The following is a 16544-nucleotide window of genomic DNA, read 5'->3' on the forward strand; positions in this document are numbered from 1 at the left end:
GACCCCGTGAATGGCCCCGAGCCGGTCGAACTGTCGGTCGCGGTGACGGTGAAGTTGAATGTCCCGGATGCCGTCGGCGTGCCGGAGAGCACGCCGCCGGTCGACAGCGTCAGGCCGGCCGGCAGGGCACCGGCGGTGACCGCCTGGCTATAGGGAGCGGTTCCGCCCGAAGCCGTAAGGGTCTGGCTGTAGGCAGTGGCAACGGTCGCAGCCGGCAGCGTTGCTGGGGCGAGCGTGATCGTCGGGGCGGAAACCGTCACGCTGACTGTTGCCTGCGCCGAGGTGCCGTCGGCATTGGTGGCCGTATAGGTAAAGCTGTCGGCGCCGACATAGCCTGCTGCCGGCGTGTAGCTGATCGCCGTGCCCGATGCGCTTGCCGTGCCATGCGCCGCCTGGACCGCAACTGCGACGGAGGTCGGCGTGCCGCCCGACAGGCTCGGGGTGATCGCATTGTTCGTCGAGTTCGGTGCGACCGTCGCCGAGACATTGCCGGCGACCGGAGGATTGGCCGTCACGACCAGGCTATAGGCCTTGCTGTTCGTAAACGGCCCGGTGCCGGTCGAACTGTCGGTCGCGGTAATCGTGAAGTTGAACGTGCTGGCAACGGTTGGCGTGCCGGCAATCGTACCTGCTGGCGACAGAGCAAGGCCACTCGGCAAAGCGCCGGCGGTGACCGCATAGTGATAGGGTGCCGTCCCGCCCGAGGCCGTGACGATCTGGCTGTAGACCGTGTTGAGGGCAGCAGTCGGAATCGTTGCTGGCGTAATCGCAAGCGTCGGTGCCGATATCGTCAGATTATAGGCCTGGGAGCCGGTGAACGGCGCGCCCGTTCCGGTCGAGCTATCCGTCGCCGTAATCGTGACGTTGAAACTGCCTCCTGCCGTCGGCGTGCCCGAGACCAAACCACCCGTCGACAGGCTCAAGCCGGCCGGCAGTGCGCCCGCCGTCACGGCATAGGTGTAGGAGCTGGTGCCGCCCGAGGCCGTGATGGTCTGGCTATAGACGGTCCCGACCGTGCCCGAAGACAATGTCGTTGGGCTGACCGAGATCGTCGGCGCGGCAATGGTCAGGCTGTAGGCCTGGGTGCCCGTAAAGGGGCCTGTGCCCGTGGAACTGTCCGTTGCGGTGACGATGAAGTTGAACGTGCCCCCTGCCGTCGGCGTGCCCGAGACGAGACCGCTCGTCGGCGACAGCGTCAGACCGGCTGGCAGGGAACCTGACGTCACCGCATAGGTATAGGAACTGGTCCCCCCCGAGGCCGTGATCGTCTGGCTATAGGCTGTTGCAACCGCCCCTGCAGACAGTGTCGACGGGCCGATCGCGATCGTCGGGGCGGACACCGTTATGCTGACGGTTGCCGGCGCCGAAGTGCCGCCGGCATTGGTCGCTGTGTAGGTGAAGCTGTCACTGCCGGCATAGCCCGGCGTCGGCGTATAAGTGATCGACAATCCCGATGCGGTCGCCGTGCCATGCGTCGGCTGGGTCGCAACCGCGACGGAAGCCGCAGCGCCGCCCGAAAGGCTCAAGGGAACCGAATTGTTTGCCGAGTTCGGTGCAACCGTCAGCGAAACATTGCCCGCGACCGGGGGATTGAGGAAAGTATAGCCGCCGACCAGAGTTCCCGTGCCGCCAACAGTGGTGATAGCGACATCGGCCGCGCCGGCTGCATGGGCTGGCACGGTCGCGGTGATCGAGGTTGCGCTGTCAACGGTAAAGCTCGACGCTGCCGTGCCGCCGAAGGTCACGCTCGTCGCACCGGTCAGGTTTGACCCGCTGATGGTGACGGAGGTGCCGCCCGCCGTCGCGCCGGAGTTCGGGCTAATGCTCGATACGGTCGGTGCAGCGATATAGGTATATTGATCGGCAGCCGAGGTCGCACTCGTGCCGCCCGCTGTCGTCACCCGAATGTCGACCGTTCCCGTGCCAGCCGGCACAGTTGCTGTGATCGATGTCGGCGAATTGACCGTGAAGCCGGTCGCCGCCGTTGCACCGAAGGTGACCGATGTTGCACCGCTGAAGCCGGTTCCGGTCAGCGTAAGGCTCGTGCCGCCCGCCGCCGGGCCCGCCGTCGGCGAGATCGAGCTTACCGTCGGAACCGACACATAGGTGAATTGATCGGCCGCGGATACAGCACTCGTGCCGCCGACGGTGGTCACCCTGACATCCACCGTCCCCGTGCCCGCCGGTGCGGTCGCTGTGATCGACGTTGCCGAATTGACCGTGAAACCGGTCGCAGCCGTTGCTCCGAATGTGACGGCCGTCGCATTGCTGAAGCCGGTTCCCGTCAGCGTAAGGCTCGTGCCGCCCGCCGCCGGGCCCGCCGTCGGCGAGATCGAGCTTACCGTCGGAACCGACACATAGGTGAATTGATCGGCCGCGGATACAGCACTCGTGCCGCCGACGGTGGTCACCCTGACATCCACCGTCCCCGTGCCCGCCGGTGCGGTCGCTGTGATCGACGTTGCCGAATTGACCGTGAAACCGGTCGCAGCCGTTGCTCCGAATGTGACGGCCGTCGCATTGCTGAAGCCGGTTCCCGTCAGCGTAACGGTCGTGCCGCCCGCCGTCGGGCCGGCCGTCGGCGAGATCGCCGTCACCGTCGGAGCGGCAATATAGGTGAATTGATCGGCCGCAGATGTCGCACTCGTGCCACCTGGTGTCGTCACGCGGACATCCACCGTCCCCGTGCCCGCCGGTGCCGTCGCCGTGATCGACGTTGCCGAATTGACCGTGAAACCGGCCGCAGCCGTCGCACCGAAGGTGACGGCCGTCGCTGCCGTCAAGTCCGTGCCGGTAATCGTCACCGTCGTGCCGCCTGTCGCAGGACCGGACAACGGCGAGATCGAACTGATCGTTGGAGCAGGCCTATTGACAGTGATCGATCCAGCCGGCGGAGTGGCATAGAATGAGGCGCTCGCTCCAGAAAGTGCATAGCTCACCGCGATCGCCCCTGGTCCGGCGTTGGATGCGGCAGTTACCGTGAAACTCTGGGTTGCTCCCCCTGAAAAATTCAGAGTGGTCGGTGCAAACGTCAGTCCAGTCGCCGACGGTGTCAGCGTAACGTTACCGGCGGCAGATGCCGTCATCGTCAGGGTGGCGGAAGTGCTGCCCTGCGTCAGAACTGGATATGCCGGCGGGCTAATGGTGCCAAGAACGGTCAGCGACGAACTCGCCGGCGGTGTATATTGCGCAGCGTCGGCACCACCCAACGCGTAGCTGATCGTGGCCGGCCCAGGCGCCGCGCCGGCGCCTGCCGTCACTGTAAACGTCTGGCTGGAACCACCCGCACCAAAGGCAATCGTAGGCGGGTTAAACGTCAGCCCCGCTGCCGTTGGGGTCACAGTCAGGCCGGAGCTCGGCGCCTGCGACAAAGTCATGGTCAGGCTGCCAGTCGTGCTGTCTGCCTGTACCACAGGAAAACTCGGCAGTGTGATCGTCCCCGGTGCATTTTGGCAGGCGACCGTGGCATGAACCGCGCCTGTCGCTCCCTGCGACCAGGCATAGACGGTGAAATCGGTATACGCCTGGTCAGCAGTATAGGTGCTACTCAAATTAAGTTCGTGACTAACAGTCGCATATTTTTCAACAATTATGGCTGCGCCAGTGGCCCCGCTATTTGTATAAAGGGCAAATCCCGATCCGCTGCTTGGATCCGTATCCGCATTGGTACTTCCAGTGGTCGTGACATTATAAGTGATCTTGTCGCCGGCATTTAGCGCGAGGCCAGACTGAAATAGCCAGTCTCCGTTGGAGAATGTCCTCCCGCTACTCCAGGAGGAATTGATCGTATCGCAGCCTGACGAGGCAAACGAACGTGGCGCAAATGCGATCTGCAGCACGAACAAAATAAGCGCGAGAACCAATACCGGCTTTAAATTCGAAACGCGGCTTGTTTTGCTCGCCCCCTTGCGAAAGGAGGGACGAATAGTCGGAAGGCAAGGGCGAGTGCTCACGTAGGATCCTGCAGGCGTCAAGAACAGACAAAATTTTGCAGGACAGTCTGCTGCCGCCACACGTGGCGTTCTCCCCCATCCGCCAAAGCAGCTTATAGGTGCACAACCGCCTTGGAAAATACTAGTTTCATTTGCAATTTTAAATCACTGCGTGTGTGTTTTTTTAGTAACTATTAGTAAGGATTGCTTACATTTGAATGGAGGGGGAATACATCGAGCGGCCTTGGGAAGTCGTCTACTCAACGCCCCAGCGTTTCCGGTTCCCGCCGGCTGGCTTCGGCGATGGGAGGCAGCTTCTCGGTCGAAATCCGTCGCCTATTCCTACGCGTTTGCCACTTTATCCTGCTGCCTGGATCGCCCTCCATACGCCTTCGCAAGGCAGAGGCAATGAACCGGGACGATCGCGACAAGCATCTGCCGTTTGCAAGGTCGAATGAGGCGGCTACCGACGAGCAATAGATATTGCTCTGCAAGCATCCAGTTGAGACGACTTGCGTTGGAAAGCAACGAGAGTCGCTCGCAGTGCTCAGACGCCAAGCCTGCGGCTGGAACGAACCAGCCGATTCTCGCTCAAGGCGCGCTGAAATTCCGAATCGGTCTGAGCATGGTGAGCGAGGTCGTCGAGAAACTCGCAGACATCCCGAAGGGTATCGACGACAAGATAGCGAAGGCCGCCGCCGGCATCGATCAGATCATGGCCGATGCTGATACCGAAGCCGCCCGCTACCTTGCGAAACCATGCCGAACGCCAGCTCGCGAAGCCGGCGGGATCGGTCTCGAATTCGGCAAGCAATGCCTTTTGCCGTTCGATCCGCATGAGGAATGGTGCGACGATATCCGCCGCGCCAGCCTTTGGCTTTTCCGCCCTTTTCGCAGCCCATTTCTCGATGAAGTCGGATTTGGGCGACAAGGTTGCTGGTTCATCGCCCTCGGCCGTGGCTGTTAGACTGATATCCGACGGCTCAGAACAGTCTGCGTCAGCTGTTGCAGCGACCAACGGTTCCTCTCCCTCTGCCAAGTCCTGCCTGAGCTCGGAAGCAAACGTGCCCCAGATCGATTTCGTTTGCGCCGCCGGTCTCGTCTTCATTCGACGAGTGGTCTTGATTTCGATAATGAAGGGTTTTGTATGTTTAGCCATATTATTCGGGAGTGCGCTCCGTATCGGGCAGCAGTTGGCGGAAGATCAGCTTGGCTGGCTTGTGGTCTTGCAAGTGCGACATAGCCATGACTTGCAGTCTTGGCAAGGCAAGATCTTATCTCTCCTTGCCTTTTATTGGCAATTCCCGCGATTGTTATTTGTTCTAGGGGCCTCAACCTATCCATAGTTGTTGCCTTGAGATTCAAAACTCAGTCCTTTAGCGCTCGCATGATCGCTTGCGACACGAAGCAGATATATTCGCGGGCCCGACTTCGTTGATGGGCTGATCGAAAATGGTGGCTTGAAATATGGAAAAGGTCATCAATCGGATCGAGCATGGAAACCAGAGGCGGACGCAGTTACAGTTTCGCTATCCGGCCGAAAATGGTTTGGCTTTGTCACAGCGCAGCTATAAATATGGCTCATATCATTCTTGCCTTATCGGCGGCATCGGACATGCACCCTGAGCGGAACAGCGGCTTTTTGCTGCAAGCCGATCACCCCGAGATCAGAAGCAATTCGCACAGAAATAGCTTGAAAAATGAGAATGTCTTTCGCGAATTGCAGGGAAATCCGGCTCTAGCGTCCAAACCCATTAAAAGCGCACAATCCACCCTCGCTACGAAGCGCTCATAGTCGCTTCTCGCGGCCCGCATCGGAGGAGATGCTGGCAAGCCCCATGATTTTACGAGCGTCGGGAACGCTTTGGGAGGAACAATGCTTGAACGAATTTTCAAATTGAGTGAGCACGGCACGTCCGTGCGCACCGAGCTCATCGCAGGCGTGACGACGTTTCTGACGATGTCCTACATCATCTTCGTCAATCCGGACATTCTGTCGACCACGGGTATGGACCGGAATGCCATCTTTGTTGCTACCTGTCTCGCAGCGGCATTGGGCTCGATCATCATGGGCGTTGTCGCCAATTGGCCGATCGGCATGGCGCCGGGCATGGGGCTCAACGCCTTCTTCGCCTTCACCGTCGTCGCCGCACTCGGCTTTACCTGGCAGCAGGCGCTCGGTGCCGTCTTCATTTCCGGCTCCATCTTCGTTCTGTTGACGGTCACCGGCGTACGCAGCTGGCTGATTGCCGGCATTCCGCGCTCGCTTAGAAGCGCGATCGCTGCCGGTATCGGTCTTTTTCTGGCAATCATTGCACTGAAGAGCGCCGGCATCGTCGTTGCCAACAAGGCGACGCTCATCGGCCTCGGGGATCTGAAGCAGACCGGTCCCCTCCTCGCAATCTTCGGCTTCTTCGTCATCGCTGTTCTCGATGCGATGAAGGTAAAGGGCTCGATCCTGATCGGCATTCTTGCCGTTACCGTTCTCTCCTGGATCTTCGGCGTCAGCCAGTTCCATGGCATCGTTTCGGCTCCGCCTTCGATCATGCCGACCTTTCTGCAGCTTGATATCGTTGGGGCTCTCCACGGCGGTCTGGTACACATCATCCTCGTCTTCGTGCTCGTCGAGGTCTTCGACGCAACGGGAACGCTGATCGGCGTCGCCAAGCGGGCGAAACTGCTCGAGGAAGGCAAGCCAAGCCGCTTGAGCCGGGCTCTGCTTGCTGACAGCGCTGCCATTGTTGCCGGCTCACTGATGGGCACCAGCAGCACCACGGCCTATGTCGAGAGTGCTTCGGGCGTTCAGGCGGGCGGTCGGACGGGTCTGACGGCGCTGACGATTGCCGTGCTCTTCATTGCGGCGCTCTTCTTTTCTCCGCTCGCGGCATCCGTTCCCGCTTATGCAACCGCTCCGGCTCTGCTCTACGTCGCCGGCCTTATGATGCGTGAGCTGACGGAAATCGAATGGGATGATTTGACCGAGGCAGCACCGGCAGCGCTCACGGCGCTTGCCATGCCGTTCACCTACTCGATCGCCAATGGTCTTGCCTTCGGTTTCATCAGCTATGTCGTCCTGAAGGTTTTCACCGGCCGCTGGTCGACACTTCATGTGGCGACGCAGATCGTTGCGGCCCTGTTCATCGTCCGCTTCGCCTTCTTCGCAGACTAAAGGCAGCAGCGCATTTCAAGGAGCCGGGCCATCCGACGGGATGGCCCGGCTCCTTTGCATTTGGAGACCATTATGGACGCCGTTTCCGATTGCATTCGAAGCTCGCCGTGGCCGCTAACTAAGGGTCCTCTACCGCAGCGCAGCGTCTCGAGAGCCGCGGAGAAACACGGCCAGCAGGCTTATTGCTCGGCATTTTCAATCTGGAATGAGAGAGACCTGCCCACAAAAAGGGGCGCCGCAACCGCGGCGCCCCTGTCATCATCTGAGTTCTTGCCTGCTCCGATCAGCGGATCAGGAACGGCTCCTCAAAGAAATGCTCTTCGAGGTTTACGCCCTCGCCGCCGCGATCGACCACGGCAAAATCGGAGGGACCATCGAGCGGGGTGAGGATGCCATGCCAGACATTGCGGCCGATATTGACGCCCTGCCCCGGCTTCGTGCGGAAGGCCAAAGGCTCGGCCGGCCCATTCGCCGTCTCCTTGGCGACGACGACCAGGAATGGGTAGTCCGTCAGCGGTATGAAGGCCTGGCTGCCGAGGGGATGCCGTTCGACCATCCGCAGCTCAAGCGGCAGCATGTAAGGCTCGCCGCGCAGCAGGCTGATCATCGCGCGTGCCTTCTCGCCCGTTGTCTCGATCTTCGCCAGATCATGATAACGGACGCATTTTCCGGCATTGATGGGGTAGTTATACGCCCCTTCCATTTCGATCACATCGCCGAAGGGAAAGAAGGCGGCGTTCGTCAACGGCTGAATCTCGATCACTTTCATTCACGCTCTCCTCATCTCTGTTGCTTCAGTGCGGGCATTCGACATTCATGCGGCCGTCGGTTGATCGCGCGCACGCCGGCCTTCTCCATCAGGAAACATGGCGGCAAGCCGCAGAAACGCGATCCGCTCCACTTGGCGGCAGGCAGTGGCGAATTCGGCGTCACGGTCGTTTTTCATCCGGGTTTCGAACGCAGTGAGGATCCCCGACTTCGAGTGGTCGCGCACGGCGATGATGAAGGGAAACCCGAATTTCTCGACGTAACGGCTGTTGAGGTCGGTGAAGCAGGCACGCTCATCGTCCGTCAGCGCATCGAGGCCAGCCGATGCCTGCTCTTCCGTCGAGCTCGCGGTCAGGCGTTTGGCTTGCGCCAATTTCCCGGCAAGATCCGGGTGGGCGACGAGCACACCCAGCCGCTCCTCCTCGCTCGCTGCGCGAAACTGGAAGGTTAGCGCCGCATGGAGGCCGATTGCGGTGTCGTTTGCGGGCGAAAGTTCACCGGCGAAGGTGCGCTGCGCGATCCACGGCGAGTGCTCGAAAATACCGCCGAAGCGCTCGACAAAGTCTGCTTCCGGCATCTGCGAGGGCCGCTCCGTGACCGGCTGCGGCGGGTGGGTCTTTGCCCAATGTTCGGCGATATCGACGCGGCGCGCGATCCAGACCTTTTCATGGCTCTGGACGTAGTCGATGAAGCGGGCTAGCGCCATGACGCGGCCTGGCCGTCCGATCAAACGGCAATGCAGGCCGATGCTCATCATCTTCGGACTGCCGGCGGCACCTTCCGCATAGAGCGCATCGAAGGAATCCTTCAGATAGCTGAAGAACTGGTCGCCGCTGTTAAAACCCTGCGGCGTCGCGAAACGCATGTCGTTGGCATCGAGCGTATAGGGAATGATCAGCTGTTGGCGGCCACCATGCTCGTACCAGTATGGAAGATCGTCGGCATAGGTGTCGGAGACGTAATCGAAGCCGCCGGCTTCCGTCACCAGATCGACGGTGTTGACTGAACAGCGACCGGTATACCAGCCACGCGGCCGCTCGCCGGTGACGAGGGTGTGCAGGCGGACAGCCTCGGCGATCGCCGCCCGCTCTTCCTCCGGCCCCATATCCTTGTGCTCGACCCATTTGAGGCCGTGCGAGGCAACTTCCCATCCGGCTTCCAGCATGGCGGCGACCTGCGCCGGCGATCGCTGCAGCGCGGTCGCGACACCATAGACGGTGACGGGAAGCTGCTTTTCGGTGAACAGCCGGTGGAGCCGCCAGAAGCCGGCGCGGGCGCCATATTCGTAGATCGATTCCATGTTCCAGTGGCGCTGACCTGGCCATTGCGCTGCACCGACGATTTCCGAAAGAAAGGCCTCCGAGGCCGCGTCGCCGTGCAGCACACAATTCTCGCCGCCTTCTTCGTAATTCAGGACGAATTGTACGGCGACGCGCGCGGCGCCCGGCCATTGCGCCGCCGGCGGCGTCTGGCCATACCCGTGCATGTCACGGCAATATCGCATGAAACACTCCTCCAAATGTCTTCGATGACAAATTTCTAACCGTAAATCGCGCGCGCTATTCCCCTTGGAAATTTTGAAAGTCTCGAACGATACCGCTGCTTCTCAGGGGAATGGGCTTGGCGGATAGTGGAGGCAGGAATGCTAGGTTCGGGAGAAAAACATGCAGTCTCATTCGCCAGGAGCCGGCCGGCTCACGACCCATGTATTGGATACCGCGCTCGGCAAGCCCGCCGAGGGCCTGCGCATCGATCTCTACCGGATCGATGGCGATGCGCTGCATCTCCTCAAGTCTACCGAGACCAATGACGACGGGCGCTGCGACGCGCCGCTGCTATCAGGCGAAACCATGAAGGCCGGCACCTACGAGCTGCGCTTCCATGCCGGCGACTATCTCGGTCGGCCCGCCGATGGCCCGATGTTTCTCGATGTCATTCCGATCCGCTTCGGCCTTGCTGACGAGAGCACGCATTACCACGTACCGCTGCTCCTCTCGCCCTACAGCTATTCCACCTATCGCGGGAGCTGAACGATGACGGTCACGACAATTCGTTCCGAACTGCGTTTCATTTTGAATGGCGAAGATGTTGCTCTGAACGACGTCGCGCCAGACCAGACGCTGCTCGACTGGCTGCGGCTCTCCCGTTCGCTGAAGGGTACAAAGGAAGGTTGCGCCGAAGGAGACTGCGGCGCCTGCACGGTGCTGGTTGGTCGTCTGACGCCAACAGGCGGCCTCGTCTATGAAGGGGTCAACGCCTGCATTCGCTTTCTCGGCTCGTTGGATGGCTGCCATGTCGTCACCGTCGAGCATCTGGCGGGCAGCGACGATCGCCTGCATCCGGTACAGCAGGCCATGGTCGACTTTCATGGTTCGCAATGCGGCTTCTGCACCCCGGGCTTCGTCATGTCGCTCTATGGGCTATGGATGCAGACACCGAACCCGACAGACCAGCAAATCGAAACGGCGCTTCAGGGGAATCTCTGTCGCTGCACCGGCTACGAGCCGATCCTGCGGGCCGCCCGCTCCATTTCCAGCTATGGCGGTACGCAAAACGATCCGCTGCTTGTCGAGCGCGAAACGATGATCGAGCGGCTGAAGGCTGTTAGCGACGGTGCGCGCGTCGAAATCGGCGAAGGCCGCCATCGGCTGATCGTACCGGCGAGCCTCGATGATTTCGCGGCCGTTTTAGACGCGTCGCCAACCGCAACCGTGGTGGCCGGCTCCACCGATGTCGGCCTCTGGGTCACCAAACACATGCGCGACATCACGCCGGTGGTCTTCATCGGCGGGCTGCAGGAGCTGAAGTCGATTGCGGTAACAGACGGCGTCATCACTATCGGCGCCGGCGTCACCTATTCGGAAGCGATCGCCACGCTATCGCAGCATATTCCAGCGCTTGGTCCGCTAATTGCTCGCATCGGCGGCCAGCAGGTGCGCAACATGGGCACGATTGGCGGCAATATCGCCAACGGCTCGCCGATCGGCGACACACCGCCGGCGCTGATCGCACTCGGTGCGTCGCTGACCTTGCGCAGGGGCGCCGTCCGGCGCACCATTGCGCTTGAAGACTTCTTCATCGCCTATGGCAAGCAGGATCGCCAACCTGGCGAATTCGTCGAAGCCGTGCATATTCCAGTTCCGACGTCAGGCGAAAAATTCGCCATTTACAAGGTAACGAAGCGCCGTGACGAGGATATCACGGCGACGCTCGGCGCCTTCCGCCTGACGCTTGCTCTTGATGGCACGGTCGCCGAGGTCCGGATCGCTTATGGCGGCATGGCCGCAACGCCGAAACGGGCCTTCGCCGTCGAAAAGGCATTGCTCGGCCAACCCTGGAACGAACAGACGGTAGAGGTGGCGATGGAGAAATACGCCGAGGATTATTCGCCGCTGACCGATATGCGCGCCACTGCGGAATATCGTGCACTGGCTGCGAAGAACCTTCTGCTTCGTTTCTACCTGGAAACGACATCCCATGCGGCACCGGCTCAGGTGTCCAGATACGAGGCCGCGTGAACCCATGAACAAGCACACATCAGATCTCAGGGCCGAAACCATCATTGGCGGCGTTCATTCCAGCCCTCGTCATGATTCCGCTCACAAGCATGTCTCCGGCGCAGCCGTTTATATCGACGACATTACCGAACCGACCGGCACGTTGCATGCAGGACTTGGCTTGTCGACCGTGGCGCATGGCGTCCTGAAATCCATCGACCTCTCCGCCGTACGTGCTGCGCCCGGCGTCGTCACGGTCCTGACCCATGAGGACGTGCCTGGCGTCAACGACATCTCCCCCTCCTACATGAATGACGACCCGGTGCTTGCTGCCGGCAAGGTCGAATTTCATGGTCAGCCGATCTTCTGCGTGATCGCCGAAACGCGCGAGCAGGCCCGCCGCGCCGCACGGCTGGCAAAGATCGAATTTGAGGAACTGCCGGCCGATATCGACATCTGGGATCTCGACGTGTCGACCCATCGCCAAGTCGTCACGCCATTGACGCTGAAGCGTGGCGACGCGGCCGCTGGTCTTCAGAGCGCGCCGCGCCGTGTGAAAGGCCGTATGCGGCTCGGCGGCCAGGACCATTTCTATCTCGAAGGCCAGGTCTCGCTTGCCGTCCCCGGCGAGGACGATGAAGTCATCGTCTATTGTTCGACACAGGGCCCGAGCGAGACGCAGCATATGGTCGCCCATGCGCTTGGCGTGCCGAGCAATGCCGTGACGATCGAGGTTCGCCGCATGGGCGGCGGCTTCGGCGGGAAGGAAACGCAGGCGAACCAATGTGCCGCGATCGCAGCCATCGCCGCCAAGAAGCTGAAGCGCGCCGTCAAGATCCGCCTCGACCGCGACGAAGACATGGTCGCCACCGGCAAGCGGCATGATTTCGCCATCGACTACGATGTCGGCTTCGACGACGAGGGACGCATCCTTGCCGTGGACTACACCTTCGCGCTGCGCGCTGGCTTCTCCGCCGACCTTTCCGGTCCGGTCGGCGATCGCGCGCTGTTTCACTGCGACAATGCCTATTTCTTTCCGCATGTTCATGCGAAGTCAGCGCCGCTCTACACCAACACCGTCTCCAACACTGCCTTTCGCGGCTTCGGCGGTCCTCAGGGCATGGTAGGCGCCGAGCGCGTGATCGATGAGGTGGCCTTTGCCGTCGGCAAGGATCCGCTCGAAATCCGCAAGCTGAATTTCTACGACGCGATGGGCGTCAAGGGCGAGCGCAACGTCACCCCCTATCACCAAAAGGTAGAAGACTGCATCATTCAGCGCATCGTGGCCGAGCTGGAGGAAAGTGCCGATTATGCCGGGCGTCGCCAGGCCATTTCAGAGTTCAACGCAACGAGCCGCATCGTCAAGCGCGGCATCGCGCTCACCCCGGTGAAATTCGGCATTTCCTTCACAAAGACCGAGTCGAACCAGGCCGGCGCACTGGTCCATATCTATAACGACGGCTCCGTGCATATGAACCATGGCGGCACCGAGATGGGGCAAGGCCTGCATCTGAAGGTGGCGCAGGTCGTGGCGGAAGAATTCCAGATCGATCTCGACCGCGTGAAGATCACAGCGACGACGACAGCCAAGGTGCCGAATACTTCGCCGACCGCCGCTTCCTCGGGTGCGGATCTGAACGGCATGGCGGCGCAGAACGCCGCACGCCAGATCAAGGACCGGCTGATCGCCTTTGCAGCGGAAAGCCATCAGGTGCCGCGCGAACAGGTGGTGTTCCTGCCCAACCGCGTGCGGATCGGCGATAGCGAGATGCCCTTCTCCGATCTCATCAAGAAGGCCTATATGGCCCGCGTCCAGCTCTCGGCCGCCGGCTTTTACAAGACGCCAAAGATCCATTGGGACCGCAAGGCGGGGCGCGGCCATGCCTTCTACTACTATGCCTACGGGGCGGCGTGCTCGGAGGTATCCATCGACACGCTGACCGGCGAATATGTGGTCGAACGCACGGATATTCTGCACGATACCGGCCGTTCGCTGAACAAAGCTATCGACATCGGGCAGATCGAAGGCGGATTCATCCAGGGCATGGGCTGGCTGACGACGGAAGAACTCTGGTGGGACGGCAAAGGGCGGCTCAGAACGCACGCACCCTCGACCTACAAGATCCCTCTTGCATCTGACCGCCCGAAGATTTTCAATGTGGCACTGACCGACTGGTCGGAGGCCTATGAGCCGACGATCCATCGTTCCAAGGCGGTCGGCGAGCCGCCGCTGCCGCTCGGCCTTGCCGTCTTGCACGCGCTTTCGGATGCGGTCGCAAGCGTCGCCGACCACAAGATCTGCCCACGGCTCGATGCGCCGGCAACGCCCGAGCGGGTGCTTATGGCCATCGAGCGTCTGAAAGCGGCGCAAAAGGAGTGAGTGCATGCCTGCCGCCCGTGAAGATATCCGGGATTTTCTGCGCCGCGAACCGGCGTCGATCCTCGTCGAGGTAACGGGCGTCGCGGGCTCGGCGCCACGCGATACCGATGCCTGGATGCTGGTGTCGGACCGAGCGATCTTTGCGACCATCGGCGGCGGCCAGCTCGAATATATGGCAATCGACCAGGCACGCCGGGCCTTGCGCTCCGGCCTCGCTGCCGAGCCGATGAATGTGCCGCTCGGCCCCGAGATCGGCCAATGCTGCGGCGGTCGGGTTGGGCTTGCCTTTACGGCGCTCAATCCTGAGCTTGCGAACAAGCTGGTCGCCCGCAGTGATCGCGAAATGGCCGCACGTCCGCATGTCTATGTTTTCGGAGCGGGCCATGTCGGCGATGCGCTGGCCATGGCGCTTTCGCTCGCGCCGTTGCGCGTCGTGCTGGTGGATACGCGCGAAGATGAACTGACCGCCTGCGCCATGCCGCGCATCGAGACCTGCCTGACGGCCATGCCCGAGGCCGTTGTGCGCGACGCGCCGGCCGGCAGCAGCTTTGTGATCCTCACCCATGATCACGCGCTCGATTTCCTCATCGCCGCCGAGGCGCTCAAGCGCGCGGATGCCGCCTATGTCGGCATGATCGGCTCCAAGACCAAACGGGCCACTTTCCGCAACTGGCTCTCGCGCGAAACCGGCCACGGGGACCTTTTCGATCGCCTCATCTGCCCGATCGGCGGAACGGCGGTGAAAGACAAGCGTCCAACCGTCATCGCGACGCTTGCTGCTGCCGAGATCATGACGGCGGCGCTAACCTGGGCGGCAGATCGGGCAAGGTTAGCAGGAACCGTCAGCCGCTAAAAGCTTCCGAAATGATCTCGACATCTTTGCCTACGGGTACCGCAGTCCTACGAGGGCTGTCGAAATTTGGCTGGCTGCCGGGCAGCCAATCACGGCAAAGGCCGCTATTGGATAATGGGTAGCTGCTTCAGGGGATTCGCGAGGGGTACGCCAAGCCGCTCGAAATGGCGCTCATTGGTCGTCAGAACAGTGAGGCCGTGCGCAGCAGCAGTCGCGGCAATGGCAATGTCCTCAAAGCCAGGATCGTGAGCACGCGCCCGGTCAAGCATCAGGCCAGCGTGTCTCGCCTCTTCAATTCCGAACAGCAGGATACGGCCGGCATAGAAATGTTCCACCGCCGCGAGCCAGCGGCGCAGGTGCTCCGCTTTCGTCGTCGCTCCGATTCTTGCTGCTCGGGCGATACCTGCCTCGATCTCGGCAATAGTGATTGCCGAAAGATAAAGCCGGTCACTATTCGCACGCATCCAGACCGCGAATGCGTCAACGCCGACATGGCGCTTGGTCGGCGCATCGGCCGACACAATATTGGTGTCCAGAAGATACAAGATCAGAAGCCGTTTTCACGCAATGCACGGGCGGGCTTTCGCGATCGTTCGGGAATATCTGCCGTCTCGCCGGGAAAGGCCAAAAGCAGATCGGCGAAGTCCGGCACCCTGGAAACCCGCTCCCATTCTTCGAAGGAAACCAGCACGGCTTCCTTCCGGCCATGGCGGGTGATAATGGTCGGCTCACCGGCCACGGCTTGATCGACCACAGCGGAAAGCGTCGCCTTCGCATCCTTGAGCTGGATTTCCTTCATGTCACCTCTCCATATGACTACCGATAGTCATATATGATGTCGCCGACGTGATTCAAGCGGAGATCAGCCGACGGCCTTCGTATCATGAGGCGGTAATCACTGGCTCATCCGCAAGCAGCTTGCCGATGAGGCGCTGACAGCGCTCCGCCATAAAGTCGATCATCAGGCGGACCTTCGGATCCTGGAAACGCTTGTGCGGATAGATGGCGGCGAGCTGAACCGGGGCCGGCGGGCTCTCTTTCAGGATTTCCACCAGGCGACCCTCGCGCAGATATGACTTCACCTCGAACAGCGGCTTGTTGATGATGCCGCGGTCTTCCAGCGCCCATTGGGTGAGCACATCGCCGTCGTCGCTGTCATAGGGACCTGCAACCTCGAATTTGCGAAGGCCTTCCGCCGTCGCCAACGTCCAGTAATATTCCTTCGATCCAGGATAGCGCAGCAGAAGACAGTCATGCTTGTCGGCAATCAAGGCATCCGCGGTCGACGGCACGCCGCGACGCGCCAGATAGGCCGGAGAAGCACACAGCACACGCTCGCAATTGAGGATGCCGCGCATGCGCAGGTTCGAATCCTCCAGCACGCCAAGCTTGAAGGCGACATCGACACCCTCGGCAAGAATATCGACATTGTGGTCCGACAGGCGGACCCGCACCTCGATATCCGGGTATTTGTCGTGAAACTCGGGAATGCCCGAAGCGACCAGCCGGCGCCCGATGCCGAGCGGGGCGGTTATCCTAAGCGATCCCTTCGGATTGCGCGAGAGATCGGCGATTGCCGCCTCCGCCTCGTTCACCGCCTCGATGATCTTCACGGCCTTGTCGTAGAAGACGCGACCATGTTCGGTAGGCGAAAGCTTACGCGTCGTGCGGTTGAAGAGACGCACGCCCAGATGGCGCTCGAGCTCCTTGATGCGATTGCTCGCAACCGCAGGCGTGACGCGCTGGTCGCGCCCTGCCGCCGAGAGGGTGCCGAGTTCGACCACGCGAACGAAGACGCGAACATTATCAAGATAGGACATGGCCCTTTCTACCACATCAGCGTGCGGAGCGAAGCGGGGGTGATCTTATAGATTTTTTTGAAAGTGTTGCGGATTCACCGGGATTTTCGAGAAAATCGCGTGATGGCAAACAATCCCATGGAAAT

At 61.0% G+C, this 16544-nt stretch carries 12 protein-coding genes; 5 read left to right on the forward strand and 7 right to left on the reverse strand.

Annotation, left to right across the window (positions count from 1 at the left end; all coding sequences use genetic code 11):
- Both GA0061102_RS28825 and GA0061102_RS33720 read right to left on the reverse strand, forming a co-directional pair.
- Positions 1-3551, reverse strand: a 3551-nt coding sequence (locus GA0061102_RS28825) for a beta strand repeat-containing protein (RefSeq protein WP_092855602.1), incomplete at its 3' end; no start/stop codon positions are given.
- 928 nt (positions 3552-4479) lie between these two features.
- On the reverse strand, positions 4480-4863 hold the full coding sequence (locus GA0061102_RS33720; protein WP_245298172.1) for a hypothetical protein: 384 nt from the start codon (positions 4861-4863) through the stop codon (positions 4480-4482).
- Between the two features lie 945 nt (positions 4864-5808).
- Between GA0061102_RS33720 and GA0061102_RS28835 the strand changes: the two genes are divergently transcribed.
- Positions 5809-7101: an NCS2 family permease gene (locus tag GA0061102_RS28835; protein ID WP_037154445.1), complete on the forward strand. Its 1293-nt coding sequence runs from the start codon at positions 5809-5811 to the stop codon at positions 7099-7101.
- 283 nt (positions 7102-7384) lie between these two features.
- On the opposite strand, the gene GA0061102_RS28840 is transcribed toward GA0061102_RS28835, so the two are convergent.
- Together GA0061102_RS28840 and puuE are read right to left on the reverse strand one after the other, a co-directional pair.
- A complete protein-coding gene (locus GA0061102_RS28840; RefSeq protein WP_092855606.1) occupies positions 7385-7870 on the reverse strand; it encodes an ureidoglycolate lyase in 486 nt (161 codons plus the stop codon).
- A 45-nt stretch (positions 7871-7915) separates the two neighbouring features.
- On the reverse strand, positions 7916-9373 hold the full coding sequence (puuE, locus tag GA0061102_RS28845; RefSeq protein ID WP_092855607.1) for an allantoinase PuuE: 1458 nt from the start codon (positions 9371-9373) through the stop codon (positions 7916-7918).
- 160 nt (positions 9374-9533) lie between these two features.
- Between puuE and uraH the strand changes: the two genes are divergently transcribed.
- The 4 genes from uraH to xdhC are packed head-to-tail and all read left to right on the forward strand — an operon-like array spanning position 9534 to position 14599.
- On the forward strand, positions 9534-9899 hold the full coding sequence (uraH, locus tag GA0061102_RS28850) for a hydroxyisourate hydrolase (RefSeq protein ID WP_092855609.1): 366 nt from the start codon (positions 9534-9536) through the stop codon (positions 9897-9899).
- 3 nt (positions 9900-9902) lie between these two features.
- On the forward strand, positions 9903-11387 hold the full coding sequence (xdhA, locus tag GA0061102_RS28855; RefSeq protein ID WP_092855611.1) for a xanthine dehydrogenase small subunit: 1485 nt from the start codon (positions 9903-9905) through the stop codon (positions 11385-11387).
- A gap of 4 nt (positions 11388-11391) precedes the next feature.
- A complete protein-coding gene (gene xdhB / locus GA0061102_RS28860) occupies positions 11392-13746 on the forward strand; it encodes a xanthine dehydrogenase molybdopterin binding subunit (protein WP_092855613.1) in 2355 nt (784 codons plus the stop codon).
- Between the two features lie 4 nt (positions 13747-13750).
- A complete protein-coding gene (xdhC, locus tag GA0061102_RS28865) occupies positions 13751-14599 on the forward strand; it encodes a xanthine dehydrogenase accessory protein XdhC (RefSeq protein WP_092855615.1) in 849 nt (282 codons plus the stop codon).
- A 104-nt stretch (positions 14600-14703) separates the two neighbouring features.
- On the opposite strand, the gene GA0061102_RS28870 is transcribed toward xdhC, so the two are convergent.
- The 3 genes from GA0061102_RS28870 to GA0061102_RS28880 form a co-directional block, all read right to left on the reverse strand.
- Entirely contained in the window at positions 14704-15144 is a 441-nt protein-coding gene (locus tag GA0061102_RS28870) for a PIN domain-containing protein (protein WP_092855617.1), read from the reverse strand.
- 2 nt (positions 15145-15146) lie between these two features.
- Positions 15147-15398 (reverse strand): type II toxin-antitoxin system Phd/YefM family antitoxin, encoded by a 252-nt coding sequence (locus GA0061102_RS28875; RefSeq protein WP_092855619.1) that lies wholly within the window; start codon positions 15396-15398, stop codon positions 15147-15149.
- An 82-nt stretch (positions 15399-15480) separates the two neighbouring features.
- Complete coding sequence (locus GA0061102_RS28880) at positions 15481-16419, reverse strand: LysR family transcriptional regulator (RefSeq protein ID WP_092855621.1); 939 nt, start codon at positions 16417-16419, stop codon at positions 15481-15483.
- Positions 16420-16544 lie beyond the last annotated feature (125 nt).

It is taken from the genome of Martinezella miluonensis, assembly GCF_900094545.1.
GTDB lineage: Bacteria > Pseudomonadota > Alphaproteobacteria > Rhizobiales > Rhizobiaceae > Rhizobium > Rhizobium miluonense.